Genomic DNA, 26,771 nt, shown 5'->3' with positions numbered 1-26,771 from the left:
CCACATTAAGAAGGTAAGCTCCGCTGACGCTTTTTGAAATCGTCGATTCTGCATGGCGTCCATGCGCAAAGAGACACGCAGCAACCGGGAATGATCGGTCCGAAAATCGATTCCGATTTTCGAAGTCATGCGCTACGGTCGCGCCAGCATTCGAGGAGAGCCGACATGTTCCAGACCTTCGATTCCGCCGGCGATCCGGCCGTTGGCAAGCCGCGCGTGGCAATGCTGCGCCAATGGTTGGCGGCGAACGGGCTGGATGGCTTCATCGTGCCCCGTGCCGACGAGCACCAGGGCGAATATGTCGCCGACCGCTCGGCACGGCTGAAATGGCTGACCGGCTTCAGCGGCTCGGCCGGCGTCGCCATTGTGCTTGGCGAGCGCGCCGTCATGTTTGTCGACGGGCGCTACACGCTGCAGGTGCGCCAGGAGGTCGACCTCGACATCTTTTCGATCGAGAGCCTTGTCGACAACCCGCCGGCCAACTGGATCAAGGATAATCTCGGCAAGGGCGTGCGGTTGGGCTTCGATCCGTGGCTCCATACGATCAGTGACGTCAAGGCGCTGAAGGCCTCGGCCGAGAAGTCCGGCGCGACTTTGGAGCCGCTCGAACAAAATCCAATCGACGCCATCTGGCAGGACCAGCCCGGGCCGCCACTGGCGCCGGTCGAGATCCACCCGATCGGCTTTGCCGGCGAACTGGCCAAGGACAAGCTGGTGCGGCTGGCAGCGGCCATCGAGAAGGACGGCGCCACCCATGCCGTGCTGACCGACCCCTCCTCCATTGCCTGGGCGTTCGACATCCGTGGCGGCGACGTACCGCACACACCGCTGGCGCTCGGCTTTGCCGTGCTCGCCGCCGACGGCTCGCATCTGCTTTTCATGGATCAGCGCAAGTTTTCGCGCACCGTCGCGGCCTACCTGACGCAGCTCGCCGAATTGCACGACCCAGGTGAATTCGAAACGGCAATCGTCACCCGGGCCAAGGGCGGCGCAAAAATCGCGCTGGACCCGGTTCTAGCGGCGGACAAGCTCAGGATGCTGGTCGAGGATAATGGCGGCACCGTCATTGCCGTGCCCGATCCGGCCCGCATTCCACGCGCAACAAAGAACAAAGCTGAGATCACCGGCGCACGCGCCGCACATCGCCGCGACGGCGCCGCGGTCGCCAAGCTGCTGTGCTGGCTCGACCGCCAGAAGCCCGGCACGCTCGACGAAATCGCCGTTGTCACCAGGCTTGAGGAGACGCGCCGTCAGACCGGCGAAGAAACGCAGATGCCGCTGCGCGACGTATCGTTCGATACCATCTCCGGCGCTGGTCCTAACGGCGCCATCATGCACTACCGCGTCTCCCGCGCCACCAATCGCAAGCTGGGGGATGGCGAGCTGTTCCTGCTCGATTCCGGCGGGCAGTACCAGGACGGCACCACCGACATCACCCGCACGGTTCCGATTGGCGCGCCAACCGAGGAGATGCGCGAGCGCTTCACGCTGGTGCTGAAAGGCATGATCGGCATCTCCATGCTGCGCTTCCCCCAGGGCACGCGCGGCTCCGAAATCGATGCAGTGGCGCGCCTGGCGCTATGGAGACACGGCTGCGATTTCGCCCATGGCACCGGGCACGGTGTCGGCTCCTATCTTGCCGTGCACGAGGGCCCGCAGCGTATCGCCAAGACCGGCACCGAAAAGCTGCTGGCCGGCATGATCGTCTCCAACGAGCCCGGCTATTACAAGGAAGGTTCCTACGGCATCCGCATCGAGAACTTGATTCTGGTGACACCGGCCGAGGCAATCGAGGGCGGCGACATCGCCATGCACGGCTTCGAGACACTGACGCTGGCGCCGATCGACAAGCGGCTGGTCCGATCGGACCTTTTAACCCGCGACGAGTTGCATTGGCTTGACGAATACCATGCGCGCGTACTGGCCGAGATCGGACCGATGCTCGACGGCGAAACGCTGGCCTGGCTGGAAAAGGCAACCGCGCCGCTGCCGCACGACTTCAAGCAATAGCCGCGGCGGCAACGCCGGTTGACAGGCTTTGCTCCGCAAGCAGTGCCTGCAAAGCGGTGACGTTGGGAGAACCGGCTCCCTTGCGCCAGAACAACACCGTGACGGCATTGTCTTCGTCAGCGGGCAGTTCGTGCAGCTTTAGCCAGCGGCTTTCCGGAAAACCCGAAAGCACGCTTTTCGGCATCAGCGCTATGCCCATGCCAGCCACCACGCAACCAAGGATGGCATGGTATGAACCAAGCTCGATGGTTTTCTCGGCCATGAACCCTCTACGCGCGTACCATTGTTCCAGCCGCTTGCGGTGCGGGCAGCCGTGCTCGAAGGCTATCATGGTTTTGGGCATGTCCAGGTGGTCTTCGACCGAAACGCGCGATGCCGCCGAGACAATGACCAGCTGCTCATGGAATGCCGGCAGCTTTTCGAACGGAACGTCGGCGATCGGCTCGGCGGCGAAGGCTGCATCGAGTTCGCCGGCAAGCATGGCGGTCGCGAGAACCTGCGGATTGCCGGTGCGCAACTGGATTTCCACTTCGGGATAACGTGCGTGATAATCGGCGAGCAGACAAGGAAGCCGTGCCGCGGCCGTGCTCTCCATGGCACCTAGGCGAAGCGTGCCGCGCGGGCGTGGATCGAGCATCGCTATTCGCGCCTCCTCCGCAAGCGCCAGCAGCCGATCCGCATAGCCGACCAATTTGTGACCGGCCGGCGATACGTGCAGGCGCTTGCCCTCCCGGATAAACAGCTGCACGCCGAGATCCTCCTCGAGCTGCCGGATGCGTGTGGTCACGTTCGACTGCACGCGAAACAGTTTTTCCGCCGCCTTGGTGATTCCGCCCTCGCGCACCACCGTGCGGAAGATGCGCAGATCGGCCAAATCCATACATCTCTCCTGGAGAACATAACGATCTTAATTATTCATTTTAACTGATTATGCCTTTCCCGTAAATCGCCGGTGTAGCTGCCGCTCAACACGGCAAACCAGGGGAGATGGAAATGTCGCGTAAGCCCTTCGGCATCCAGCCGACCGATCTAAGCGCATTGACGCCGAAGCAGCACGAAGCGCTCTATACCGACGCCGTGCGTCGCGCCCACCAGGAGAGATCGGAGGCGGTCCGGCTGAGCCTGTCGCGGGTCGGCGCGGCAATAGTCGCTGCGGTAAAGCGCATGTGTGCTCTCGCCGCCAAGGCAAAAGTCGATCAGCCGACGAGCTGCCGGGCGAGGATCAGCACGGCAGCACCCGCCAGGAACATCGCCATCAGGCCGCCACGCAGCGAGACCAGGCCGGCGACGATCAAGGCTGCCCATTCCGCCGGCCCGGCACTCACGGCCGCCGGCGCCACCAGCGTCGTCAGCACCGCCGCCGGAACGGCGCTGAGCCCGGCTTCGACGCGCGGATGGATATGATCGAAGCGGGAGATCACCAGATGACCGCCGATGCGGGTCAGATAGGTCGCGATCGAAGCGGCGATGATGATCCACAAGGTCGTGCTCATGGCCGTGCCCCCACGCCGCTGTGGCGGGGCGGCAGGATGACGGCGAGCAGCACGCCCGCCAGCGCACCTATGGAGACATGCCAGGGCGAGCCGACCGTTTTGTATGCAATAATGGAGGCGGCAGCGCTGGCGACGACCACCGGCAGCCACAGCGGCCGCTTGCGGAAGCTCATGACCAGGCCGAGAAAATAGATCGGCAGCAGGAAATCGATGCCCAACGCATGGGTGTCGGGAATAAGCTTGCCGAACATCGCGCCGAGCGCGCTTTCGATGACCCAGAACACATAGACCGGCAGCCCAAGGCCCATATACCAGGTGAACCCGACGGTCTCGCCGGCCTCCGCCTTGCGCTCGGCCACCGCGAACTGCGGATCGGTCAGCACAAAATAGCCTATCGCCTGCTGCACCAGCGGCCAATGCGCAATGCGCCGGCCGATGCCAGCCGAATAGAGCACATGGCGAAAATTCACGGCGAAGATCGACAGCACGATCAGCCACGGCGCGACATGCTGGCCGAACAGCTCGATGCCGACCATCTGGCTGGCGCCGCCGAACACCGTTGCGCTCATCAGGAACGCTTCGAGCACGGAAAACCCGTTGTCGACTGCGAGCGCTCCGAACAGCAACGCAAACGGCGCCGACGCCACCACGACGGGCATGCTGAGCCGCACGCCGTCCCAGAAATCGCTTTTCGCTCCGTTTTCGGAGATTGCTTCCGCCGACATCGATCGCTCCTTGGGAACGGCCGTATGTAGAGAGAGCGGCCCGGCTTGTCACACCAATTTGCTTGAGGCAAACGATCAGCGGAAATGATGGCTGAAGCGTCGCGGCAAGCTCGCTTCCGAGCCTAGCGCGGCGAAGCCTTGCCTTCGATCGCCCTGCCCCAGTCAAGCAGCGGTTTTGCCAGCATGACGAAGTCGACGAGTTCGTCGACCAATCCAGCTCCGTAGATATCCGCCGGCTCGATCGCGTGCCGGACGGCAAAATGCCGGTTGCGGATCGCGGTAGCGAGATCGGGCTCGGCGATATGCTCGAAGCCGCGCGGCGTGCGCTTCATGCAGCCGTCCGGGTCGAGCTCGAGACCATTCTTCTTCAGCGCCGCGACGAGGGTGCGGAATTCAGCGGGCCGCTTCGCGATCGCGTTGCGCAGCGCCAGCAATAGGTCCGGTCCGGGCTGCCACCAGGCGACGGCAGCAAAGCAGCGATCGAGCCCGATATGGACGTAAAACACGCCCTGTTCCATCTTGGTGCCGTCGGGCGAAAGGATCGCCGACAAATGCTGGTTGTAAGGCCGTTTGTCCTTGGCAAAACGCACGTCGCGATTAATCCGGAACAGCGATTTCTTGCGGTCGCCGCGCAGGCCGAGCCCCAATGCCGTGAAGCGCTCGGAGAGCGTCTCGACCAGATCGCCGAAGGGATCGCGCAGGTCGCGCTCAAAAAGATCGCGGTTTTCCAAAAACCACTCCCGGCTCTGATGAAAATCCAGCGCCTTGAGGAAGGGAATGGCCTTTTGCCCAAATCCATTGAACGCAGCCGCCATCACCCGCCCTTGCCAATCCGCTGCAGCCAGGTGTCCTCGTCGATCACCTCGATGCCGAATTTGGTCGCGTCCTTCAGCTTGGAACCGGCGCCCGGGCCTGCCACCAGGAGATCGGTCTTCGCGGAAACAGAGCCGGCGACCTTCGCGCCGAGACGTTCAGCCATCGCCTTGGCCTCGGGGCGCGTCATCTTTTCCAGCGTGCCTGTAAACACGATTGTCTTGCCGGCGACCGCACTATCGGCTGAGACGTTCACAATGTATGGCTTCGGGTGGATCTGTGTGAGCAGCGCTTCAAGCACGGCGTCGTTGCGTTCATTGCCGAAGAAATCGCGAAGCGCGCCTATCACGGTATCGCCGATGCCGTTGATTGAAGGAAAAACGGTGTGTGGATCGGCTGCTGCTGCTGTCTCCTTGCCAATGCGGATCAACTCCTCGATCGTCGAGAAGGTTCGGGCGAGCACAGCGGCCGTCGTTTCGCCGATATGGCGGATGCCCAGCGCAAAGATGAAGCGATCGAGTTCGGGTTCGCGGCGGGCGTCGATGGCAGCGAAGAGCTTGTCGAGGCCGTCATAGTTGCGTTCCTCGACGCTGCGTACATTCTTGCGCGTTTTGCCCGATGCGGCCTCACGCTGCCTGGCCTGCTCCTCCCGTCGCTCCGCCAGCGCCTTGGTGACGGCGGGACGGCGGTCCCGGAGGGTGAAGATATCGGCGGCAGTCTTGACCAACCCGGCATTGAAGAACAGGTCTATGTTTTCAGCGCCCAGGCCTTCGATATCCATGGCGCCGCGCGACACAAAGTGGCGTAATCCTTCCACGGCCTGCGCGGGGCAGATCAGCTCGCCGGTGCACCGTCGGCGGGAATCCTCCTTGCCGGTCTTCTCGTTGATCTCGCGCGTTGCGGGTGAGCCGCAGATCGGACATTTGTGCGGGAATTCGTAGGGCACGGCATCTGGCGGACGCTTGTCGACGACGACGCTGACGATCTGCGGAATGACGTCCCCCGCCCGCTGGATGACCACCGTGTCGCCGATACGGATGTCGTTGCCGTCGCGGATCGGCTGGCCGTTGCTGTCCAGACCCTTGATGTAGTCTTCGTTGTGAAGCGTGACATTTTCGACCACGACGCCGCCGACCGTGACGGGCGCAAGCCGGGCAACGGGCGCCAGCGTACCGGTACGGCCGACCTGAATGTCGATCCTGAGCACGGTCGTCATCGCCTGTTCGGCCGGAAATTTATGAGCGATCGCCCAGCGTGGTTCGCCGGTGACGAAGCCCCATCTGCGCTGCAACTCCAATTGGTCGACCTTGTAGACGACGCCGTCGATGTCGTAGCCGAGCGATGAGCGCTGGGCCTCGATAAGGTGATAATGCGCGATCAGTTCGTCGACCGACTTTGCCCGGACCATCAGCGGACTGACCTTGAACCCCCACTCCGCGAATTTTTGCACGGAATCGTATTGGGTCGGAGCTGGATCCTTTGAAGTATAGCCCCAGGCGTAGGCAAAGAATTTGAGGTTGCGGCTGGCGGTAACGGACGGGTCCTTCTGGCGCAGCGATCCGGCCGCCGTGTTACGCGGATTGACGTAATCCTGGCCGCCTATCGCCGCCGAACGCTGCTTCAGCGCCTCGAATTCCGCGTAGGTCATATAGACCTCACCGCGTATTTCGATGACCTCGGGCCAGTCCGGTCCCTTCAAGGTCTTGGGAATATCGGCGATGGTCTTGAGATTGGCGGTGATGTCCTCGCCGACGACGCCGTCGCCGCGCGTTGCGCCCTGCACGAACACACCGCCTTCATACCGCAGGGAAGCCGATAGCCCGTCGATCTTCGGCTCAGCCGTGAAGGCGATGTTCAGCTCCTTGTCGCGATCAAAGAATCGCCGGCCCCGTTCTATGAAGTCCGCGACGTCCTGGTCGGTATAGGCCTTGGCGAGGCTGAGCATCGGCACCGCGTGGCGCACCTTTGCAAAACCTTCCGCCGGCGGCGCGCCGACCCTGCGTGAGGGCGAATCCTCGCGCACAAGATGCGGGAACTGCTGCTCGATGGCGAGGTTGCGCCGGGTCAGCGCGTCATATTCCGCATCCGTGATTATCGGCGCGTCCTCGCCATGGTAGCGCCGGTCGTGCTCGGCGATCTCCTGCGCCAACCGCTTCAACTCGCTTGCCGCCTCGCTTTCGCTGAGCGAATCGACTGGTTTTTCGTCCATGCACTGCTCCCTCCACGGTGGCGCGACACAATAGAACAGGATTTTCTCATGAGGGAGAGACCAGACACAGAAAATCATTCCTGAACAGCAGGATGGCGCCATACCCTGACTCAGGTCACGAGCGCCGGAAACGAACTCGCCTGGAGCAATTCCAGGAAAAGTGTGAAACGGTTTTCCGTCCGGAACTGCGCAGAAACAAAGAGGTAGAGCGGTTCGGCGTTTCGGTGAAACGATGAACAGCTCTACGCTGCCGCGGTGTTCTCCCGCAGCAGCCGCTCGGCCGCCGCACGCGCCTCGTCGGTGATGGTGGCGCCGGCGAGCATGCGTGCGATCTCTTCCTGCCGTGCCGCCCGGTCCATCTCGGCGATGCCGGTCGAGACCCTGTCGGCACCGCCCGATTTGGAGATCAGGAAATGCGTCGCCGCGCGCGCCGCCACTTGCGGTGCATGCGTGACCGAAAGCACCTGCACGCGTTTTGCCAGCCGCGCCAGCCGCTGGCCGATGGCGTCGGCAACCGCGCCGCCGACGCCGGTGTCAATTTCGTCGAAGACCAAGGGCGGCGCCGACCCGCGATCAGCCAGCGCGACCTTCAACGCCAGCAGGAAGCGCGAAAGCTCGCCGCCGGAAGCGACCTTCATCATAGGGCCGGGCCTGGTGCCGGGATTGGTCCGCACCCAGAACTCGACCTGGTCGATGCCTTCTTCCATGCGGCTCTCGGCATCGCTAGCGATCTCGACGATGAACTCGGCGCGTTCGAGCTTCAGCGCCGGCAGTTCGGCCATCACCGCCTTGCTCAGCCCGACAGCCGCCGCATGGCGAAGCGACGACAGCTGGGCCGCTGCAATGTCATAGGCCTGGCGCGCCGCCGCAGCCTGTTTCTCCAGCGCCTGCAGGCGCTCTTCGCCGGCGTCGAGATCGGCAAGGTCGGCAGCCATGGTGTCACGCAATTGCGCCAGGTCATCGACGGCGACGCTGTGCTTGCGCGAGGCGGCACGCAGCGAAAACAGCCGCTCCTCAGCCTTCTCCAGCCGCTGCGGATCATATTCGGTGGCGCGAAGTGCTGCTTCGACGCCCGACTGCGCCGCGTCGAGCGACAGCATCGCCTCGTCGAGCGACTTGACGACATCCTCGAGCAGCCCGGGCGCTTCGGTGACCTTGCGCTGCAGCCGCCTGAGCAGGCTGGCCAGTTGCGGCAAGGGCGAGGACGGACCCGAGAGCACATCCTGCGCATCATGGATTTCCGAGGCGATCTTTTCGGCACGCATCATCAAGGCGCGCAATTCGGCCAGCTCGGTCTCTTCGCCAGGTTGCGGATCGAGCCTGGTCAATTCGGCGACCGCTGCACGCAGATAATCGGCCTCACGGGCAGCTGCTTCGACTTTGGCCCGGTGCCGTGAAAATTCCTGCTCGCAGGTACGCCAATGCCGCCACGCCTCGCCGGTTCCCCGAGCAGCGCCGAGATGGCCGCCGAAACTGTCGAGCAACTCGCGATGGGCGCCGGGATCGACCAAAGCGCGCTCGTCATGCTGGCCGTGGATCTCGACCAGCGCACGGCCGATGTCGCGCATCAGCGTCACGCTGGACGGCTGGTCGTTGACGAACACGCGCGTGCGGCCGTCAGCCGTCTGGACGCGGCGCAGGATGATTTCGCCGTCGTCCTCGATGGCATTCTCGGCAAGCAACATGCGAGCCGCGTGGTTGCGCGGCACGTCGAACACGGCGATGATCTGGCCTTGTGCCGCGCCATGCCGCACCAGCGAAGCGTCGCCGCGGGCGCCAAGCGCCAGCGACAAGGCGTCGAGCAGGATAGATTTTCCGGCGCCGGTTTCGCCGGTAAGGACCGAAAGGCCGGACGAGAAGTCGATGTCCAGCTTCTCGATCAGAACGATATCGCGGATCGACAGTCTGGAGAGCATGGTGACGCGCCGCTCAGGCGCCGGTGATCAGCTTCCCGGCCTTGGAGATCCACGATCCGGCATTCTCGCGCGGCTCGAGCCCACCACTCTGCAGGAGCTTGTAGGAGTCCTTGTACCACTGGCTGTCGGGATAGTTGGTGCCGAGCACGGCCGCAGCGGTCTGGGCTTCCGACGTCAGCCCCATCGCATAGTAGCTCTCGGTCAGACGCGCCAGCGCTTCCTCGACATGACGTGTGTTGGAATAGTTCTCCACGACGTTGCGGAACCGTTTAACGGCCGCGATGTATTCGCGGCGCTCGAGATAGTAGCGGCCGATCTGCATCTCCTTGCCGGCGAGCTGATCGTTGGCGAAGCGGATCTTCTCCTTGGCATCGTCGACATATTCGGAAGTCGGCCAGCGCGTTACCAGATCCTGCATCGTCTGCGCGGTAAGACGCGCTTCCTTCTGGTCCTGGGTGACGTCCTTGATCTGGCGGTAGTAGCTCAGCCCGATAATATATTGGGCATAGGCCGCATCGTCGGTCGACGGGTAGAGGGTCAGGTAGCGCTTGGCCGAACCGATCGCCTCATCGTAATTGCCCTGACGGTAGTCGGCAAAGGCACCCATCACCATCGATTTGCGGGCGAATTCGGAATATGGATGCTGGCGGTCGACGGCATCGAACTTGCGGCTTGCCTCCTGCAGTCGCCCGGCATTCAGATTGGCGAGACCCTGATTGTAGAGCACGTCGGCCGGCTCGGTCTGATCGACATAGGTCGACAGATCGACGTCCTTCTCGGACGACATGCAGGCCGACAGAAACAGCGATGGAACGACCACCGAAAGCGCCAGGAAAACAGCCCGCCGCGGCGCCTTCGATTGACCAACTCGCTTGAAAAACATGTTTGGATTCCGCCCTTTCGGCGTCATTTCAGTCGACGGCAGCAGCCATAAACCATAATTGCCTTGCCCGGCAACGCTATCCCCGGCCAATCGCACATTTTTGTGGCGCTTTGGCGCTACCTGGAAAGCTGTGTAATTTGGCAGGCCGGTGATGCATCCATGCAACACAGCTTGACCGCAACGGGAGCCGCAAGACCTTAAGAATCAGATCATCCAGGGCGCATAGAGGGGTGCGTTGACGGCGCTCATCTCCGCGGCACGCCCGCGCTCGCGGCGCGTCGTCTCAACGATCTCGAAAGCCGAACGGTCGGACAAGAGACGGCGCAGCGCAGCTGCGTTCAGCCTGTGGCCGCCACGATAGGAGCGGAAGCAGCCGATGAACCGGGCACCGGCGAGCGCCAGGTCGCCCATCGCATCCATCGTCTTGTGGCGCGCGAACTCGTTGGGATAGCGCAGGCCTCCCATATTGATCACGCGGTTGTCGTCGCCGATCACCAGGGAGTTTTCCAACGAGGAGCCGAGCGCATAGCCGGCCGCCCACAGCCGCTCGACGTCCTTCATGAAACCGAAAGTGCGGGCCCGCGCGACGTCACGCCGGAAAATGTCGGCGTTCATGTCGGATGCAAAAAGCTGGCGCCCGATCGCCGGGCTTTCGAAATCGATCTCGATCTCGAAGCGCGTGCCATCATAGGGCCGGAACTCCGCCCAGCAGGCGCCGTTCTCGATGCGAACCGGCTTGACCACCCTGATGTAGCGACGCTTGACCGGCAGCGTTTCGACGCCTGCCTGGTCAATGGCCTCGATGAACATCACTGCGCTACCGTCGAGGATAGGCACCTCATGGCCGTCGATTTCGATGACGAGATTGTCGATCCCAAGCCCGAAAAGCGTCGCCATCAGATGCTCGACCGTGGCAATGTGCTCGCCCTGCGGATCGCCGAGCATCGTGCAGAGGTCGGTGGCACCGACCTCGGAAACGAGCGCGCGAAATTCGTGGCTTCCGCTTGCATTCGAAAGCTGGAAGACGACACCCGTATCGGCGTCCGCCGGCAGGAAATGGACGGTGACCGGATTGCCACTGTGAACGCCGATGCCGGTCAGCGTCGCACGCGATTTAAGTGTCGTCTGATAGTCGTGCAAAACAATCCCCATAGCCCATGCTGCCTAGGTCCGCTTCATCTGCCCTGAGGGCGCGGCTCTTGATTGATCGGCAGGCAGGGCCACTTCCCCGAGACTCCCAGCAAACCGACTTTGGTCGGTGGCGAAGATAATGGTCCCGCAGGGAGACTCCAAATCACGGTTTCTTACTCGTTGTAACCGCGCTCCAGCGCGGGATTGCCGCATAAGTCCTTGTTTTGAAATTGCTTTTAATTTTAACAGGCGAACAGTTTCCTGCTCGCCTGTTAACAACTGTTACGAACCGTTAACAGATCAATTGGCTTGTCGGCGCAGGAAGGCGGGAATCTCCAACTGATCGTCTTCCTGGACAGCCCGGCTCTGCGGCGTCAGGCGGCCCTGCTCGTCCAGCTGGCCGCGGCGCGGTGCGTAAAGCTGCGGATCCTGGCTGGCTAGGCGGCGCACTTCCGCCGGCGCCTGGCGCAGTTTCGGTTCGCGAGGCTGCGCCGGCTGCAGTCTTGCAGGCTCCTCTTCGCGGCGGGTCAAGCCGTTGGTCAGGCGCTTGAGCAACCCCATCGGGCCGCTGTTCTCGTGGTCGGCGGGGCGGGCCTTGGCTTCCACTTCGGCCTTCACCTGCGGCGGGAAATCCTCGACCCGCGGCATGCGCTGGGGTGCCGCGGCAACCGGCTGCGGCATTTCACGATGCGGAGCGGGCTGCATCGCTTGCTGAACCGCTGGCTGCATCATTGGCTGCGGTTGAGCGGGAGGCGCCTGGAAAATCTTGCTCTGCGGACGGAAGTCTTCCGCATGCGCGACCGGTGCCGGGCGGGCCTGCGCCATCGCTGCCGCATTCGCTTCGGCGAGCTGAATGGCCTCGGCGACCGGGTCGGCAGCACGTGGTTCATAGATTGGTTGCTGGACAGGCGCCGGGCGCATTTCCGTGACCTGGGCCGCCGGGCGGCTGACCGGCTTCGGCGGAGCCGCGCGGATGGCGATCGGCGCGGCAGCGATTTCGGCCGCCGATTTGTCGATGCCGGTGGCGACCACCGACACGCGGATGACGCCTTCGAGTTCCTCGTCGAAGGTGGCGCCCAGAATGATGTTGGCGTCCTGGTCGACCTCTTCGCGAATGCGGGTTGCCGCCTCATCGACTTCGAACAGGGTCAGGTCACGGCCGCCGGTGATCGAGATCAGCAGGCCCTTGGCGCCCTTCATCGAGGTCTCGTCGAGCAGCGGGTTGGCGATGGCGGCTTCCGCCGCGGCCATTGCGCGGCCCTCGCCCGAAGCCTCGCCGGTTCCCATCATCGCCTTGCCCATTTCGCGCATGACCGAGCGGACGTCGGCGAAGTCGAGATTGATCAGGCCTTCCTTGACCATCAGGTCGGTAATGCAGGCAACGCCCGAATAGAGCACCTGGTCGGCCATCGCGAAGGCATCGGCGAAGGTGGTCTTGTCATTGGCCAGCCGGAACAGGTTCTGGTTGGGAATGACGATCAGGGTATCGACGCATTTCTGCAGTTCCTCGATACCCATGTCGGCCGTCTTCATGCGGCGCTGGCCTTCGAAGTGGAACGGCTTGGTGACGACGCCGACGGTGAGGATACCCTTTTCGCGGGCAGCGCGGGCAACGACGGGAGCCGCCCCGGTGCCGGTGCCGCCGCCCATGCCGGCAGTGACGAAGCACATATGCGTGTTGGAGAGATGATCGATGATCTCGTCGATGCATTCCTCCGCCGCCGCGCGCCCGACTTCAGGCTGCGATCCGGCGCCGAGACCTTCGGTGACATGCGCGCCGAGCTGGATCAGCCGCTCGGCCTTCGACATCGTCAGTGCCTGCGCGTCGGTGTTGGCCACCACGAACTCGACGCCGCGCAAGCCGGCGGTGATCATGTTGTTGACGGCATTGCCGCCGCCGCCGCCGACACCGAACACGGTGATGCGCGGCTTGAGCTCGGTGATGTCCGGCTTCTGCAGATTGATGGTCATTGTCTCCGTCCTTTGCCTTTCCCGCCGCTTCGCCGCCGCGGCCGCCTATGGGGCTGTCCCCGTCAAAATTAAAAACTGTCTCTCAACCACTGACTCATTCGATGCAGTTTTCCGCCTGTTCCGGTCATCCGAAGACCGGAAATTCCCTTCGCCGGCCGGCTCTCGAAGCTCGCCATCTGTGGATAGATCAGAAGTCCGACCGGGGTCGAGAAAGCCGGCCCCTTGGCCGCCTCGGGCAAGCCTGCCACGCCAAGCGGGCGTCCGATGCGCACATTGCGGCCGAGAATGCGGCGTGCTGCTTCTGGCAGGCCGGCAAGCTGGCTGGCACCGCCGGTCAGCACCACACGCTTGCCGACGGCGTTGCCGTAGCCGGATTTGTTCAGCCGGTCGCGCAACAATTCCAGCGTCTCGTCGATGCGGGCGCGGATGATGCGCGTCATCACCGAGCGCGGTATCTGCAACGGCACCTCGCCGTCCTCGCCGATCGGATGGATGGAAACCAGGTCGCGGTCGTCGGCACTGCCAGGCAGCGCCGAGCCATGCATCACTTTCAGCCTTTCGGCGGCATCGAGCGAGGTCGACAGGCCCTTGGCCATATCCAGCGTGACGTGGTTGCCGCCGATCGCGATGGCATCGCCATGGACGAACTTGCCTTCCGAAAACACCGAGATCGTCGTCGTGCCGCCGCCCATGTCGATGCAGGCTGCGCCCATTTCGAGCTCGTCGTCGACCAGCGCAGCAAGCCCGCTGGCATAGGGCGTCGCCACCATGCGTTCAACCGACAGATGCGAGCGGTTGATGCAGAGCTCCAGATTGCGCAAGGGCGCTGCGTCGCCTGTCAGCACGTGCATGTCGACGCCAAGCTGGTCGCCAACCATGCCGCGCGGATCGCGCACACCGCGCTCGGCATCCAGCGAAAAGGCTACGGGAAGCGAATGGATCACCTCGCGCTCGGCCCGCAACGCCTGCTTGGCGCCGGCGGCAAGCACGCGCTTGATGTCGGCCTCGTCGGCCTCATGGCCGCCGAGATTGATGGTGGCCGAAAAAGCCTCGCTCTTCAGCCGGCCGGCAGTCATGTTGACGATCAGCGAATCGACCGTCAGTCCCGCCATGCGTTCGGCGGCGTCGACGGCAAGACGGATGGCGTGCTCGGCACGGTCGAGATCGATGACGACGCCGGATTTCACGCCTTGCGATTTCTGGTGGCCGATGCCGATCACCTGGACGCGATGCGAGCGTCCGCGCAGCAGCTTGCCATCCTCGCGCGGCTTGAGTTTGGCCACCACGCAGCAGACCTTGCTGGACCCGACATCCAGCACCGTCAGGATGCCGGACCGGCGCGACGAGGCATCGCTATTGCCGCCAAGCCAGCTCATATCTTCGTCTCCGGCTTGGGCTTCAGCATCTTGGGCTTTTCGTCGAGCGCGGCTTGGCGCTGTGTCGCCGCTTCCGGCGTCAACTGGACGACCAGACGATCGGAAAGGCGCATGTCGACGGCGGCGATGTCGCGCGTCAAAAGCCCGTTCTCGTGATCCATCCTGACCAGGTCGGCAATCGCCTGATCCTCACCGTCTTCGGGAAGCTTGATCGTGATGCCGTTTTCAAGCTTGAGATCCCAGCGCCGTTCGCCGATGCGGATGTAGCCCTTGATCCGCGCGGCGAGCTCCGGATAATTCTTGATCTTGGCCAGGAAATCCGGCGCTGTGGCCGGCGCGCCGGTGCCGATGATCAGCGGGAGCAATATCTGCTTGCCGCCGGAGAACGGCGCAATGACGGTGCCGGATTTCTCGATGACCGAAAGCGCGCTGCCTTGCTGCCACAACGCGAACGGCTCGCGCTCCTCGACGCGCACTTCCAGCGTATGCGGGTAGACCTTGCGCACTGCCGCGGCTTCGACCCAGGGTAGCGTGGTGATGCGTTCGCGCGCCGCTTCGGCATCGAAGCCGATCAGCGAGGTCCAGCCGTCGAGTTCCAGCCTGTCGAGAATATCGATCTCGGACGTTTCGCGGTTGCCGACGACCTTGACCTGGTCGACGGCAAAGCCGGTGCGGGCGGTGACACTCTGGACGATGGCGTCGGAATATCCGCCGAGATAGGCGCCATAGGCACTGCTCGAAACAAGCAGTGCCGCCGACAGCATGGCAGCGCAATAGGGCGGCGCTTCGAAGTCGCCTTCGCCGAGGCGCGCCAGCACACGCACCGGCCGGCGGAGCAGGCGCGGCAGCACGAAATGGTCGAACGACAACGGCATGCCGAACAGCGCCGGCCCGGCCGCGCCCTTCCCTTTGCCCTGTCCCCACTTCAACGCAGACACGAAGCGTCCTCCACCATCCAACTCAACAAATCGCCGAACGAGTGTCCCGCTTGCGCGGCGATTTCCGGCACCAAAGACGTCGGCGTCATGCCCGGCTGGGTGTTGACCTCGAGCCAGACAATTTCGCCGTTTTCGGAGTGACGATCGTCATAACGGAAGTCCGACCGGGAAACGCCCCGACAGCCGATAGCTTGGTGAGCCTTGAGCGTCAGTGTCTGTATTTTTTGGTAAATATTCGGTGAAAGTTTTGCCGGGCATTCGTGTTTTGATCCGCCCGCGACGTATTTTGAATCATAGTCGTAGAAGGAATGGCCGGTCGGGATGATCTCGCAGACACCGAGCGCCACATCGCCCATCACCGCGCAGGTCAATTCCCGCCCGTGCACATAACGCTCGACCATCACCGTATCGCCATATCTCCACTCGGACGAGCCGATGATCTGCGGCGGCTGCGACTGGCCTTCATGGACGATGACGACACCGAAGCTCGACCCTTCGTTGACCGGCTTGACGACATAGGGCGGCTTCATCGGGTGCTTGTTCTGGATGGCGAAGCGATTGGCCACCTTCGATCCCGCCACCGGAATGCCTCCCGCCTTGGCGACCTTCTTGGCCTGTTCCTTGTTCATCGCGAGCGCCGAGGCAAGCACGCCGGAATGGGTGTACGGAATGGCGAGGTACTCGAGGATGCCCTGGATGGTGCCGTCCTCGCCGAAGGGGCCGTGCAGTGCGTTGAAGACGACGTCGGGCTTGAGCGCGCTGAGCACCGAGCCGATATCGCGCGAGACGTCGACGCGGGTGACCTGGTAGCCCTCTCCCTCGAGCGCATCGGCGCAGGCCTTACCCGACGACAGGGACACGGGCCGCTCGGACGAGAATCCCCCCAGAAGGACGGCCACATGCTTGCTTGTCATTCCCCGTCATTTCCTCTCACAGCAGGCCTGCACCATCGTGCATGCCCCGAAAAGCATCGCGCGCACTCAAATGCGCCCGAGCAACTTCGCTCCCGTGTTTCCGCAACATTGAGTCCGAGTCTCCCGGCAGGTTGCCCCCCAGACGGAAACGCGAGTAACGCGTCGAAACGACTCAAATCAGGAAACGCTTCAGGGCAGAGAATCAGAGAGTTGATTCGCTGGCAAGTGCTTACGATTCCGATGGATTCACTTTCCGCAAAAACGGCAGCAAAATGTGAATTCATGAGTCCAAAAGGCAACGGCGGTCAGCTTGCCTAAAGCAACTGTCCGAGAAATTCCTGGACGGCATGGCCCGGCCGAAAATTACCGATGCGCTTGATCTCCCACTGCAGCCGGATGCCTGATCTTTCGAGCACGCGCGCACGCACCGTCTCACCGAGATATTCAAGCTCGTAGCCCGTGGCGGTTCCGGTGTTGATCATGAAGTTGCAATGCATCGGCGACATCTGCGCCCCGCCGACCATCAGGCCGCGGCAGCCGGCCTTGTCGATCTCCTTCCAGGCCGAGGTGCCCTCAGGATTCTTGAAGGTAGAGCCACCGGTCTTTTCGCGGATCGGCTGCACGGTCTCGCGATGGTTCTGGACAGCATCCATCGCGGCCTTGATCGCCGCCTTGTCCTCGGGAATGCCTTCGAGCAGCGCCGACGTGAAGATCAGCCCGGACGGCGCCGCTGAATGGCGATAGGCATAGCCCATATCGGCATTGCTCAGCGTATGAACATTGCCCTTGCGGTCGAGTGCCCGCACCTCGACCACGCGCTCGCGCGTCTCAACGCCATTGGCGCCGGCGTTCATCCTCAGCGCTCCGCCAATGGCGCCGGGAATGCCGTGGTAGAAATGAAAGCCACCGATGCCGGCCTCGTAGGCAACGGCCGCAAGGCGCTTGTCGGGTGTCGCGGCGCCCGCCTTGATCGTGGTCGGCGCAATCACTTCGGTCTCGGCAAAACCCTTGGCCGAAAGCCGGATGACAAAGCCCGCAATGCCGCCGTCACGGACAAGCAGGTTCGAGCCGACGCCGACGATGGTCAGCGGAATTTCCTCCGGCACCGCCTTCAGGAACGTGGCAAGATCGTCCTCGTCGGCCGGCTGGAACAATGCGTCCGCCAGCCCGCCGGCTCGAAACCAGGTGATCTTGTCCATCTCGGCATTGGGCATGATGCGGCCGCGCAGTCCGGCAAGCCGGTCGCCGAGCTTCTCGATCAACGCCTGGCCGCGCATCATGAGATGGTCCCGCCGAGTTCCCTGGGCAGCGCATAGGCCCATTGCGTGATGTTGCCGGCGCCGAGGAAGACGACGAAATCGCCCGGCTTCGCCACCTCGCGCACAATCGGCGCAATCGCCGCCGGACCTTCGATGTAGCGTGCGTCGCGATGGCCGCCGGAGCGGATGCGCGACACCAGTGCGTCGGACGTAACGCCGTCGATCGGCTCCTCGCCGGCCGCATAGACGGGCGCCACCATTACCGTATCGGCATCGTTGAAGCAGACGGAAAACTCGTCGAACAGATCGCGCAGCCGGGTGAAGCGATGCGGTTGGGTAACGGCGATGATGCGACCCTTGGTAGCGCTGCGCGCAGCCTTTAGTACCGCCGTGATCTCGACCGGATGATGGCCGTAATCGTCGAACACATCGACACCGTTCCACGAACCGGTATGGGTGAAACGGCGCTTGACGCCGGCGAAGGACGACAGGCCCTTCTTGATTGCCTCAGCCGAAAGGCCGAGCTCATGCGCGACGGCAATCGCCGCCGTCGCATTGGAAACATTGTGGCGCCCGGGCATAGGCAGCCGCAGGCCTGATATCGTTATCTGGCCGTGCGTCTTGCGGTCGCGGATCACCACGTCGAATTCCGAGGTCGGGCCGTCCATGCGGTGATTGGTGAAGCGCACGTCGGCCTGCGCATTTTCGCCATAGGTGATGACGCGCCGGTCCTCGATGCGGCCGACCAGCGCCTGCACCTCGGGATGGTCGGTGCACATCACACCGAAGCCGTAGAACGGCACATTCTCGACGAACTGACGAAACGCTTCGCGCACTTTGTCGAAGGAGCCGTAATGGTCGAGGTGCTCGGGGTCGATATTGGTGACGACGGCAATCTCGGCCGGCAGCTTGAGGAAGGTGCCGTCGCTCTCGTCGGCCTCGACCACCATCCATTCGCCGTCTCCCATGCGGGCATTGGTGCCATAGGCATTGATGATGCCGCCATTGATTACCGTCGGGTCGAGCCCGCCGGCTTCGAGTAGCGTCGCCACCATCGAAGTCGTCGTCGTCTTGCCATGCGTGCCGCCGATCGCCACCGCTTGCCGGAAGCGCATCAGTTCGGCCAGCATTTCGGCGCGCCGCACGATCGGCAGCAACTTCTCTCTCGCCGCCTTCAGCTCCGGATTGGATTTCTTGATTGCGGTGGAGACGACGACCACTTCGGCCTCGCCGAGGTTTTCGGCCTGATGGCCGACGAAGCATTCGATGCCTTTGTCGCGCAGCCGCTGCACATTGGCGCTGTCGGCCTGATCGGATCCCTGCACCTTGTAGCCGAGATTGTGCAGCACCTCGGCGATGCCGCTCATGCCGATGCCGCCAATGCCGATGAAATGCACGAGGCCGATCGTCTGTGGCATCTTCATGCGTGCGTCTCCTTCCTGAATTCCGAAACGGATTTCCTGGACGCAATAGCCTCTGTCAGATCGGCGAGCAACCGCGCGGCATCCGGTTTTCCGGACGATTTCGCCGCCGCGGCCATTGTCGCCGCCTTGCCTGGATCATCCATCAGCCCGCCGACAAGCACGGCGATCCGCTCCGCCGAAAGCGTGGATTGCGGATGCACCTCGGCGCCGCCCGCTGCCGCAAGGGCCGCCGCATTCGCCGCCTGGTCGTGGTCGAGCGCGTGCGGATAAGGCACCAGCAGCGCCGGCCGGCCGATCACCGCGATTTCCGATACGGTCGATGCGCCGGAGCGCGACATCACCAGATGCGCCGCCGCCAGCCGCGCCGCCATGTCGGTGAAGAAGGGCGACACCTCGGCCTCGATGTCAAGCGTGGCATAGGCCGCTTTCACCCGCGCCACATCGTCGGCGCGCGCCTGCTGGGTGATCGCCAGCCGCCTGCGCTGTGCATCGGAAAGCCGGGCGATCGCCGCCGGCACCGCATCGGAAAAGAACTGCGCGCCTTGGCTGCCGCCAAACACCAGAAATCGGAACGGCTCTTCACCGGCCGATGCGGCATAAGGCGTCTTCGCCGCTTCCAGCACTTGCGGCCTGACCGGATTGCCGGTGGTCACCGTCTTGACGCCTGTAGCACTTGTGTCTTCCGGTAGGAAACCACCGGCAATAGCGTCGACGCGGCCGGCGAGCGCCCGGTTGGCACGGCCCATCACAGCGTTCTGCTCGTGGATCAGCGTCGGCACCTTGCGCCGGGTCGCGGCATAGAGCGGCGGCAGCGTCGGATAGCCGCCGAAGCCGACCACGATGGCGGGCTTGACGCTGGCGATGACGGCCGATGCCTGCCGCACCCCGCGCCAGATTTTCCAAAATGCGGCGAGCACGGCAAAAGGATTTTTCGACCCCATCGTCGCCGACTGGATCGGATGGATGGCGGCCGCCGGGAACTGCCCGGCAAAGCGCTCGGCGCGTTCGTCCGTCGCCAGGTGCACCGCCCAGCCGCGCCCGGTCAGTTCGTGCGCCAGCGCCTCGGCCGGGAACAGATGTCCGCCGGTTCCGCCTGCCGCCAGAAGGATGACCCCCTTCGCCATCTCACTCCGCCGGCATCGCACGCGGCGACGGCATGAAGCCCAGCTGCTTGCGCTTTTCCGGGCGCTTGCGCGTCAGCGCCAGCACCATGCCCATCGAGATGGCGATCGCGATCTGCGAGGAGCCGCCGTAGGAGATGAACGGCAGCGTCATGCCCTTGGCCGGCATCAGCTGCAGATTGACGGCCATGTTGATGACCGACTGCAGGCCGAAGACCGTGACCAGGCCGCCAACCGCGTAGCGGGTGAAATCGTCCTGCTCCCTGAGCGCCGTGTTGAGACCGCGCAGCACGATGAAACCGAAGATGGACATGATGAAGAAACACATGATCAGCCCGAATTCCTCGCCGGCGACGGAGAAGACGAAGTCGGCGTGGCTGTCGGGGATGACCCGCTTGACAGTACCCTCGCCCGGCCCGACGCCGAACCAGCCGCCATTGATCAGCGCCTCGCGGCCCATGTCGACCTGGAACGTGTCGCCCTCGCCGGTCATGAAGCGGTCGATGCGGCCGGCAACGTGCGGGAACACCGCATAGGCAGCGAACACGCCGCCGACGCCGGCAGCACCCAGCGCGACGATCCACAGCCACGGCAACCCGGCCATGAAGAACATCACCCCCCAGGTGCCGAGCACCAGCATGGTCTGCCCAAGGTCAGGCTGCGCCACCAGCAGCGAGATGACCAGCGCAAGCAGCAACATGGCGAACAAATTGCCCGGAATGTCCGGCTGGCGCTTGTGCTCGGCGAACAGCCAGGCGCAGATGATGACGAAGGCCGGTTTCAGGAACTCGGACGGCTGGATCGAGAGGCCGGCAAGCGACACCCAACGCCGCGCGCCCTTCACCTCGACGCCGATATAGAGCACGGCCACCATCAAAAACAGCATGATGCACAGCATGACCAGCGCCATGCGCCGGATCTGCCTGGATTCAAGGAACGAGACGGCCAGCATCACCCCAAGTGCCGGAATGGTGAAGATAATCTGGCGCGTCGCGAAGTGGAAACTGTCTAGCCCGATGCGCTCGGCCACCGCCGGGCTTGCGGCGAAAGACAAAACGATGCCGAGCCCCATCAGCGACAGGAACGCCGCCAGGAACCACCGATCGATCGTCCACCACCAGGTCGCCACAGGGCTTTTGTCGAGACGGCTTTGCATTATCGTGTCCCTCCGATGGGCTTCACGCCATCAATGGCGGTTGCGGCTTGCCTGAACGCCTCGCCGCGGACTTCGAAATTCTTGAACTGGTCGAAACTGGCGCATGCCGGCGACAGCAGCACCACTGCCTCGCCGCTACTATCCCTGGCCGCATCGCGGGCGGCGTGTTCGACTGCCGCCGCCAACGTGCCTGATATCTCGTAGCGCACCGCTTCGCCCAGCGTCGCCGAAAAGGCCGGTGCGGCTTCGCCGATCAGATAGGCCTTGGCGATGCGCGGGAAGAAGCCGCGTAATGGCTCGATGCCGCCCTCTTTCGGCAGGCCGCCGGCAATCCAGTAGATACGCGCAAAGCTCGACAGCGCCGGTGCAGCGGCATCGGCATTGGTCGCCTTGGAATCGTTGACGAACAGCACATGCCCTTTGCGGCCGACCTGCTCCATGCGGTGCGCCAGCCCAGGGAAACTCTCCAGTCCGGATTGGATCTCGCCGAGCTCGAGCCCGACCGTGAGGCAGGCGGCGGCGGCGGCCAGCGCGTTCTGCGCATTGTGCTGGCCGCGCAACGAGCCGATGCCTTCGAGGAAGGCGACACGGCTGTAGCGGCCGTGCACGGCTTCCATTAAGTTGGTGCCGTCAGCGAAATAGCCGTCGGTCAGCGGCAGCCGCTTGGAGATGCGGATGACCTGCCGGCCGGCCCGCTCCAGCCGATCGGCGATCTGGGCGCACCAGGAATCGTCGACACCGATGATTGCCGTCTCGCTGCCGGCCACCAGCCGCTCCTTGATCGAGGCGTAGTGTTGCATCGTGCCATGGCGGTCGAGATGGTCCGGCGTCAGGTTGAGCAGCACACCGGCCGTCGGGTTGATCGAAGGGGCAAGATCGATCTGGTAGGAAGAGCACTCAACCACATAATGCCGTTCAGGCTGCGGCGGATCGAGCGTCATCACTGCGCGGCCGATATTCCCGCCCATCTGCGTGTCGCGCCCAGCCGATTTTAGGATGTGCGCCGTCAGTGCCGTGGTCGTCGACTTGCCGTTGGTGCCGGTAATGGCAATGAAAGGTGCTGCCGGTGCCAGCAGCATCCGCTCGCGGCAGAAAAGCTCGATGTCGCCGATGATCTCCACGCCTGAGCCCCGCGCCAACTCGACGGTCCAGTGTGGCTTGGGATGCGTCAGCGGCACGCCGGGCGACAGCACGAAGGCGGAAAACCTCGCCCAGTCCGCACCGCGCAGGTCCGCTGTCGTGATGCCGACCGCGCCGGCCTTGGCGACGCTGTCGGGATTGTCGTCCCAGGCCAGCACATCCGCGCCGCCCTCGATCAGCGCGCGCGCCGTGGCAATCCCCGAGCCACCGAGCCCGAAGAGCGAAACGCGCTTGCCTGAAAAGGATGCGGCGGGGATCAAGCGGCCTCCTATCTGAGCTTCAGGGTCGACAGGCCGACCAGCGCCAGGATGACGGCGATGATCCAGAAGCGGATCACCACCTGGCTTTCGGTCCAGCCGAGCTTTTCGAAATGATGGTGGATCGGCGCCATCAGGAAGACGCGCTTGCCGGTCATCTTGAAGTAGCCGACCTGGATGATGACCGAGAATATCTCGACGACGAACAGACCGCCGACGATGACCAGCACGATCTCGTGCTTGGTCGCCACCGCGACCGTGCCGATCAGCCCACCCAGCGCCAGCGAGCCGGTGTCGCCCATGAAGATCGCCGCCGGCGGCGCATTGAACCAGAGGAAGCCGAGACCGGCGCCGATCACCGCTCCAAGGACCACCGCAAGTTCGCCGGTGCCGGGCACGAAATGGATCTGCAGATATTCGGCGAACACCGCGTTGCCAGAGAGATAGGCGATGACGCCGAAGGATGCGGCCGCGATCATGATCGGCACGATCGCCAGCCCGTCGAGACCGTCGGTCAGGTTCACCGCATTGCCGGCGCCGACGATGACGAAGCACGAGAACGGGATGAAGAACCAGCCGAGATTGACGAGAAACTCCTTGGCGAAAGGGAATGTCAGCGATGACGAGAACGGCGCCTGGCCGTTATGCATGATCACCCAGGCGGCGATGCCGGCGATAACGAATTCGAGCCCCAGCCGCGCCTTGCCGGAAAAGCCGAGATGCGATTGCTTGGTTACTTTGAGATAATCGTCGTAAAAGCCGATCGAGCCGAATCCCAGCGTCACCAGCAGGACCACCCAGACGTAGATGCTCGACAGGTTCGCCCACAGCAGCGACGAACCGACGATGCCGGACAGGATCATCAGTCCGCCCATTGTCGGCGTTCCCGCCTTCTTGAAATGCGTCTGCGGCCCGTCGGCACGGATCGGCTGGCCCTTGCCTTGCCGCAGCCGCAGCGAATTGATGATGGTCGGTCCGAAGATGAACACGATCAGCGCCGCTGTGATCAGCGCTCCGCCGGTGCGGAATGTTATGTAGCGGAAGACGTTGAAGACCGAGATCTTGTCCGCAAATTCGACGAGCAGTGTTAGCATGCGCTTGCGTCCCCCGGACCGATCCTAGGTCTGTCTGCTGGTTGTGGCTTCCGCCGGAAACTTGCCGAGCAACGCCTCGACCAGCTTTGAAAAGCCTATGCCCTTCGACGATTTGATCATGACCACGTCGCCGGGCTTCAATTCCGATAGAAGAACCGGTTTCAGATCTTCCGCACCGGCGCGGTATTCCGTCTTGATCTCGTCGGGCAAAACGTCGGCCAGCGCCCGCATTTCCGGGCCGCCGAGAAAGACCGTGCGCGTGTCGGTGCCGACGATCAGACCGGCAAGCGCGGCATGCAATTTCGCCGAATGGCTGCCGAGCTCGAGCATATCGCCGAGCACGGCAATGCGCCTGCCCTCGCCCGACACCGGCGTCGTGTTGAGCAGTGCCATTGCAGCGCTCATCGACGCCGGATTGGCGTTGTAGCTCTCGTCGATCAGTGTGATCGGCCCGTTGGGGTGACGCAACACATAGCGCTTGCCGCGTCCGCGTTCGGGCGAAAGATCGGCCAGCGCCTGCGCAACCCTGTTAACGTCGGCACCGACCAGATGCGCGGCACCAAGCACCGCGAGCACGTTCTGCACCATATGGCGGCCCGGCGCGCCGATCCTGGCGACAATCTCGTGCCCGCCAATCTTGGCGGTGATGACCGAGTGATCGGCATTGAGCTCGCATTTGATCAGTTTGAAGGTCGCCCGGGCATTCTCGCCGAACCCGTAGACATGCTCGACGCCGGCCTCTTTGGCCATCTTCTCCAGCAGCTTCCAGCGCGCATCGTCGCGGTTGAGAAGGGCGGCGCCACCGGGCTCCAATCCCTCGAAAACCTCTGCCTTGGCCTTGGCGATCTCGTCCAGGTTGCGGAAGAAGCCGAGGTGAGCGGCCGCGATCAACGTGACGATGGCGACATGCGGCCGGACCATCTTGACCAGCGGCCGGATCTCGTCGGGATGGTTCATGCCGATCTCGAAGACGGCATAGTCGCAATCCTGCGGCATGCGCGCCAGCGTCAGCGGCACGCCCCAGTGATTGTTGAACGACTGGGCCGATGCATGCACCGTACCGACCGCGGAGAGAGCGTGGCGTAGCGCTTCCTTGGTGGTGGTCTTGCCCGCCGATCCGGTCACGGCAATGACCCTGGCCTTTGAGCGTGCGCGCGCCGCAACGCCGAGCTTTTCCAGAGCGACAAGCACGTCCTCCACGACGATCATCGGTGCCGTCAGCCGCCCCAGCGACGGCAGCTTGCCCTCGGCGACGACCAGCACGCCGGCGCCCGCCTTGATAGCGGCGGTGACGAAATCATGGCCGTCCATGGCCTCGCCCTTGATGGCGAAGAAAGCGTCTCCCGGCTGCAGGCTGCGGCTGTCGATGGAAATGCCGGCGATGGCTTCAGGCATCGGACCGAGCGGCCGGCCATCCATGGCGGCAACCAGCGCCTCGGAGGTCCACAGATAGCTCACGCCGCTTGCTCCCGCAGCGCCGAGCGAACTTCCTCATGATCGGAAAAATGCAGCGTCTCGGTGCCGATGGTCTGGCCTTCCTCATGGCCCTTGCCGGCCACGATCAGCGTGTCGCCAGCGTGAAGCATCCCGACCGCCTCGTGGATGGCCTTGCGCCGGTCGCCGATCTCGATGGCGCCAGGTGCGGCTTCCAGGATCGCGGCGCGGATCGTCTCGGGTACTTCCGAGCGGGGATTGTCGTCGGTGACGATGACCACGTCGGCCAGTCTTGTGGCGATCTCGCCCATGATCGGCCGCTTGCCTCGGTCCCGGTCGCCGCCGCAACCGAATACGACGATGACGCGGCCGGTGGTAAAGGGGCGCACCGAAGCCAGCACGTTTTCCAGCGCATCCGGCTTGTGCGCGTAGTCGACATAGACCGGCGCGCCGTTGGCGGCCGTCCCGACAAGGTCGAGCCGTCCCGGCGCGCCCTTCAATTTCTCCAGCGCCATCAACGCTTTGGCAACAGATGTTCCAGTCGAAATGGCGAGTCCGGCCGACACCAGCGCATTTGCAATCTGGAAGTCGCCGGCCAGCGGCAAGTCGACTTCGTGGAGAACGCCGTCCGCTTCGACCTCGGCGCGCTGGCGGTGGCGCTCGTGCTCGACCCGCTTCAGCCGCAGGAAATCGCCGTGGCGGCCGACCGTCAGCACCTTCAGTCCCGCTGCCCGCGCCGCCTTGATCGTCGGCTCCGACCACGGGTCGTCGGCAAAGATGACCGCCGGCGCGCCCTTCGGCAGCAGCGCGTCGAACAGACGCAATTTGGCGCGATGATACTCCTCGACCGTCGGATGATAGTCCATATGGTCGCGGCCGAGATTGGTGAAGCCACCGGCCGCGAGCTTGACGCCGTCGAGCCGGCGCTGGTCGAGGCCATGGCTGGACGCTTCCATCGAGGCGTGGGTGACGCCGGCCTCCGCCAGCTCCTTGAGCAGCCTGTGCAGTGCCACCGGATCCGGCGTGGTCAGCGAGCCATATTCGTTGCGGCCCGGCGCCACCACGCCGGTCGTGCCGATCGAGGCGGCGGCAAAACCCGCCTGCTCCCATATCTGCCGGGTGAATGCGGCGACCGAGGTCTTGCCGCTGGTTCCGGTCACCGCGACCATGGTTTGCGGTTGCATGCCGAAAAAACGTGCAGCACTCAGCGCCAGTGCAAGGCGCGGATCGTCTACGACAAGAACCGGGACTGGCAGCCCGGCGACCGCACTGCCTTTGCCGACCACGATCGCTGCAGCGCCGCGGCTTGCGGCATCGGCTGCGTAGGCTGCGCCATCCGCCTTGGAGCCGGTGAGCGCGAAAAAGACGACGCCCCGTGTTACCTGGCGGGAATCCGACGAAATCCCTGTAACCTCCATGTCGAAGGAAGCTGTCCCCTCGACAGGCAGGATACCGGCTAGATTTTTCAGCTTCATCGAACCCCGTTCATCGCAACAAAATAGCGCGC

Annotated in this window: 21 protein-coding genes; 1 reads left to right on the top strand and 20 read right to left on the bottom strand. The window is 63.6% G+C overall.

Translation table 11 applies throughout. The features are described 5' to 3' along the window. The first annotated feature begins 165 nt into the window (after window positions 1-165). Window positions 166-2,010 (top strand): aminopeptidase P family protein, encoded by a 1,845-nt coding sequence (locus NKI72_RS18865; protein ID WP_352767760.1) that lies wholly within the window; start codon window positions 166-168, stop codon window positions 2,008-2,010. On the opposite strand, the gene NKI72_RS18860 is transcribed toward NKI72_RS18865, so the two are convergent. The 20 genes from NKI72_RS18860 to NKI72_RS18765 form a co-directional block, all read right to left on the bottom strand. Beyond that, window positions 2,000-2,890, bottom strand: coding sequence for a LysR family transcriptional regulator (locus NKI72_RS18860; RefSeq protein ID WP_352831203.1), 891 nt, complete (start codon window positions 2,888-2,890; stop codon window positions 2,000-2,002). The genes NKI72_RS18865 and NKI72_RS18860 overlap by 11 nt on opposite strands. A gap of 316 nt (window positions 2,891-3,206) precedes the next feature. Continuing rightward, a complete protein-coding gene (locus tag NKI72_RS18855; RefSeq protein ID WP_352501052.1) occupies window positions 3,207-3,503 on the bottom strand; it encodes an AzlD family protein in 297 nt (98 codons plus the stop codon). Continuing rightward, window positions 3,500-4,228, bottom strand: coding sequence for an AzlC family ABC transporter permease (locus NKI72_RS18850; protein ID WP_352501053.1), 729 nt, complete (start codon window positions 4,226-4,228; stop codon window positions 3,500-3,502). The genes NKI72_RS18855 and NKI72_RS18850 overlap by 4 nt, the downstream gene beginning before the upstream one ends. Window positions 4,229-4,350: 122 nt before the next feature. Beyond that, window positions 4,351-5,043: a DUF2461 domain-containing protein gene (locus tag NKI72_RS18845; protein ID WP_352831205.1), complete on the bottom strand. Its 693-nt coding sequence runs from the start codon at window positions 5,041-5,043 to the stop codon at window positions 4,351-4,353. Further along, window positions 5,043-7,250: an NAD-dependent DNA ligase LigA gene (gene ligA, locus NKI72_RS18840; protein WP_352831206.1), complete on the bottom strand. Its 2,208-nt coding sequence runs from the start codon at window positions 7,248-7,250 to the stop codon at window positions 5,043-5,045. The genes NKI72_RS18845 and ligA overlap by 1 nt, the downstream gene beginning before the upstream one ends. Before the next feature lie 242 nt (window positions 7,251-7,492). Next, complete coding sequence (gene recN, locus NKI72_RS18835; RefSeq protein ID WP_352850498.1) at window positions 7,493-9,166, bottom strand: DNA repair protein RecN; 1,674 nt, start codon at window positions 9,164-9,166, stop codon at window positions 7,493-7,495. A 13-nt stretch (window positions 9,167-9,179) separates the two neighbouring features. Next, window positions 9,180-10,049, bottom strand: a complete 870-nt coding sequence (locus NKI72_RS18830; protein WP_352501057.1) for an outer membrane protein assembly factor BamD — start codon at window positions 10,047-10,049, stop codon at window positions 9,180-9,182. A 204-nt stretch (window positions 10,050-10,253) separates the two neighbouring features. Next, window positions 10,254-11,201 carry a UDP-3-O-acyl-N-acetylglucosamine deacetylase gene (gene lpxC / locus NKI72_RS18825; RefSeq protein ID WP_352850497.1) on the bottom strand — a complete coding sequence of 316 codons (948 nt, stop codon included), beginning with the start codon at window positions 11,199-11,201 and terminating at the stop codon, window positions 10,254-10,256. A gap of 279 nt (window positions 11,202-11,480) precedes the next feature. Continuing rightward, window positions 11,481-13,151 carry a cell division protein FtsZ gene (gene ftsZ, locus NKI72_RS18820; RefSeq protein ID WP_254818983.1) on the bottom strand — a complete coding sequence of 557 codons (1,671 nt, stop codon included), beginning with the start codon at window positions 13,149-13,151 and terminating at the stop codon, window positions 11,481-11,483. Between the two features lie 68 nt (window positions 13,152-13,219). Beyond that, window positions 13,220-14,527 (bottom strand): cell division protein FtsA, encoded by a 1,308-nt coding sequence (gene ftsA, locus NKI72_RS18815; RefSeq protein WP_352471565.1) that lies wholly within the window; start codon window positions 14,525-14,527, stop codon window positions 13,220-13,222. After that, window positions 14,524-15,465, bottom strand: a complete 942-nt coding sequence (locus NKI72_RS18810) for a cell division protein FtsQ/DivIB (RefSeq protein WP_352501059.1) — start codon at window positions 15,463-15,465, stop codon at window positions 14,524-14,526. Before NKI72_RS18810 ends, ftsA begins: the two co-directional genes overlap by 4 nt. Further along, on the bottom strand, window positions 15,453-16,379 hold the full coding sequence (locus NKI72_RS18805) for a D-alanine--D-alanine ligase (protein WP_352850496.1): 927 nt from the start codon (window positions 16,377-16,379) through the stop codon (window positions 15,453-15,455). Before NKI72_RS18805 ends, NKI72_RS18810 begins: the two co-directional genes overlap by 13 nt. 314 nt (window positions 16,380-16,693) lie before the next feature. Beyond that, on the bottom strand, window positions 16,694-17,659 hold the full coding sequence (gene murB / locus NKI72_RS18800) for a UDP-N-acetylmuramate dehydrogenase (protein ID WP_352471562.1): 966 nt from the start codon (window positions 17,657-17,659) through the stop codon (window positions 16,694-16,696). Next, window positions 17,656-19,062: a UDP-N-acetylmuramate--L-alanine ligase gene (gene murC / locus NKI72_RS18795; protein WP_352471560.1), complete on the bottom strand. Its 1,407-nt coding sequence runs from the start codon at window positions 19,060-19,062 to the stop codon at window positions 17,656-17,658. Before murC ends, murB begins: the two co-directional genes overlap by 4 nt. Continuing rightward, a complete protein-coding gene (gene murG / locus NKI72_RS18790; RefSeq protein WP_352453155.1) occupies window positions 19,059-20,186 on the bottom strand; it encodes an undecaprenyldiphospho-muramoylpentapeptide beta-N-acetylglucosaminyltransferase in 1,128 nt (375 codons plus the stop codon). The genes murC and murG overlap by 4 nt, the downstream gene beginning before the upstream one ends. A gap of 1 nt (window position 20,187) precedes the next feature. Next, window positions 20,188-21,339, bottom strand: coding sequence for a putative lipid II flippase FtsW (gene ftsW / locus NKI72_RS18785; protein WP_352456168.1), 1,152 nt, complete (start codon window positions 21,337-21,339; stop codon window positions 20,188-20,190). After that, window positions 21,339-22,739 (bottom strand): UDP-N-acetylmuramoyl-L-alanine--D-glutamate ligase, encoded by a 1,401-nt coding sequence (murD, locus tag NKI72_RS18780; protein WP_352831208.1) that lies wholly within the window; start codon window positions 22,737-22,739, stop codon window positions 21,339-21,341. Before murD ends, ftsW begins: the two co-directional genes overlap by 1 nt. A gap of 8 nt (window positions 22,740-22,747) precedes the next feature. After that, complete coding sequence (mraY, locus tag NKI72_RS18775; RefSeq protein ID WP_023676767.1) at window positions 22,748-23,830, bottom strand: phospho-N-acetylmuramoyl-pentapeptide-transferase; 1,083 nt, start codon at window positions 23,828-23,830, stop codon at window positions 22,748-22,750. Window positions 23,831-23,854: 24 nt separating this feature from the next. Next, on the bottom strand, window positions 23,855-25,288 hold the full coding sequence (locus NKI72_RS18770; RefSeq protein ID WP_352471557.1) for a UDP-N-acetylmuramoylalanyl-D-glutamyl-2,6-diaminopimelate--D-alanyl-D-alanine ligase: 1,434 nt from the start codon (window positions 25,286-25,288) through the stop codon (window positions 23,855-23,857). After that, entirely contained in the window at window positions 25,285-26,739 is a 1,455-nt protein-coding gene (locus tag NKI72_RS18765) for a UDP-N-acetylmuramoyl-L-alanyl-D-glutamate--2,6-diaminopimelate ligase (RefSeq protein WP_352850494.1), read from the bottom strand. The genes NKI72_RS18770 and NKI72_RS18765 overlap by 4 nt, the downstream gene beginning before the upstream one ends. Between the last annotated feature and the right edge of the window lie 32 nt (window positions 26,740-26,771).

Origin of the sequence: Mesorhizobium sp. M0437 (assembly GCF_040321335.1) — a bacterium.
Lineage (GTDB): Bacteria > Pseudomonadota > Alphaproteobacteria > Rhizobiales > Rhizobiaceae > Mesorhizobium.
This window is presented reverse-complemented; position numbering and strand designations above follow the sequence as displayed.

What these genes read in the sequence shown, in the direction of transcription:
- NKI72_RS18865 (WP_352767760.1), top strand. Translation starts at nt 166, where the DNA reads ATGTTCCAGACCTTCGATTCCGCCGGCGATCCGGCCGTTGGCAAGCCG.
- NKI72_RS18860 (WP_352831203.1), bottom strand. Translation starts at nt 2,890, where the DNA reads ATGGATTTGGCCGATCTGCGCATCTTCCGCACGGTGGTGCGCGAGGGC.
- NKI72_RS18855 (WP_352501052.1), bottom strand. Translation starts at nt 3,503, where the DNA reads ATGAGCACGACCTTGTGGATCATCATCGCCGCTTCGATCGCGACCTAT.
- NKI72_RS18850 (WP_352501053.1), bottom strand. Translation starts at nt 4,228, where the DNA reads ATGTCGGCGGAAGCAATCTCCGAAAACGGAGCGAAAAGCGATTTCTGG.
- NKI72_RS18845 (WP_352831205.1), bottom strand. Translation starts at nt 5,043, where the DNA reads ATGGCGGCTGCGTTCAATGGATTTGGGCAAAAGGCCATTCCCTTCCTC.
- ligA (WP_352831206.1), bottom strand. Translation starts at nt 7,250, where the DNA reads ATGGACGAAAAACCAGTCGATTCGCTCAGCGAAAGCGAGGCGGCAAGC.
- recN (WP_352850498.1), bottom strand. Translation starts at nt 9,166, where the DNA reads ATGCTCTCCAGACTGTCGATCCGCGATATCGTTCTGATCGAGAAGCTG.
- NKI72_RS18830 (WP_352501057.1), bottom strand. Translation starts at nt 10,049, where the DNA reads ATGTTTTTCAAGCGAGTTGGTCAATCGAAGGCGCCGCGGCGGGCTGTT.
- lpxC (WP_352850497.1), bottom strand. Translation starts at nt 11,201, where the DNA reads ATGGGGATTGTTTTGCACGACTATCAGACGACACTTAAATCGCGTGCG.
- ftsZ (WP_254818983.1), bottom strand. Translation starts at nt 13,151, where the DNA reads ATGACCATCAATCTGCAGAAGCCGGACATCACCGAGCTCAAGCCGCGC.
- ftsA (WP_352471565.1), bottom strand. Translation starts at nt 14,527, where the DNA reads ATGAGCTGGCTTGGCGGCAATAGCGATGCCTCGTCGCGCCGGTCCGGC.
- NKI72_RS18805 (WP_352850496.1), bottom strand. Translation starts at nt 16,379, where the DNA reads ATGACAAGCAAGCATGTGGCCGTCCTTCTGGGGGGATTCTCGTCCGAG.
- murB (WP_352471562.1), bottom strand. Translation starts at nt 17,659, where the DNA reads ATGATGCGCGGCCAGGCGTTGATCGAGAAGCTCGGCGACCGGCTTGCC.
- murC (WP_352471560.1), bottom strand. Translation starts at nt 19,062, where the DNA reads ATGAAGATGCCACAGACGATCGGCCTCGTGCATTTCATCGGCATTGGC.
- murG (WP_352453155.1), bottom strand. Translation starts at nt 20,186, where the DNA reads ATGGCGAAGGGGGTCATCCTTCTGGCGGCAGGCGGAACCGGCGGACAT.
- ftsW (WP_352456168.1), bottom strand. Translation starts at nt 21,339, where the DNA reads ATGCAAAGCCGTCTCGACAAAAGCCCTGTGGCGACCTGGTGGTGGACG.
- mraY (WP_023676767.1), bottom strand. Translation starts at nt 23,830, where the DNA reads ATGCTAACACTGCTCGTCGAATTTGCGGACAAGATCTCGGTCTTCAAC.
- NKI72_RS18765 (WP_352850494.1), bottom strand. Translation starts at nt 26,739, where the DNA reads ATGAAGCTGAAAAATCTAGCCGGTATCCTGCCTGTCGAGGGGACAGCT.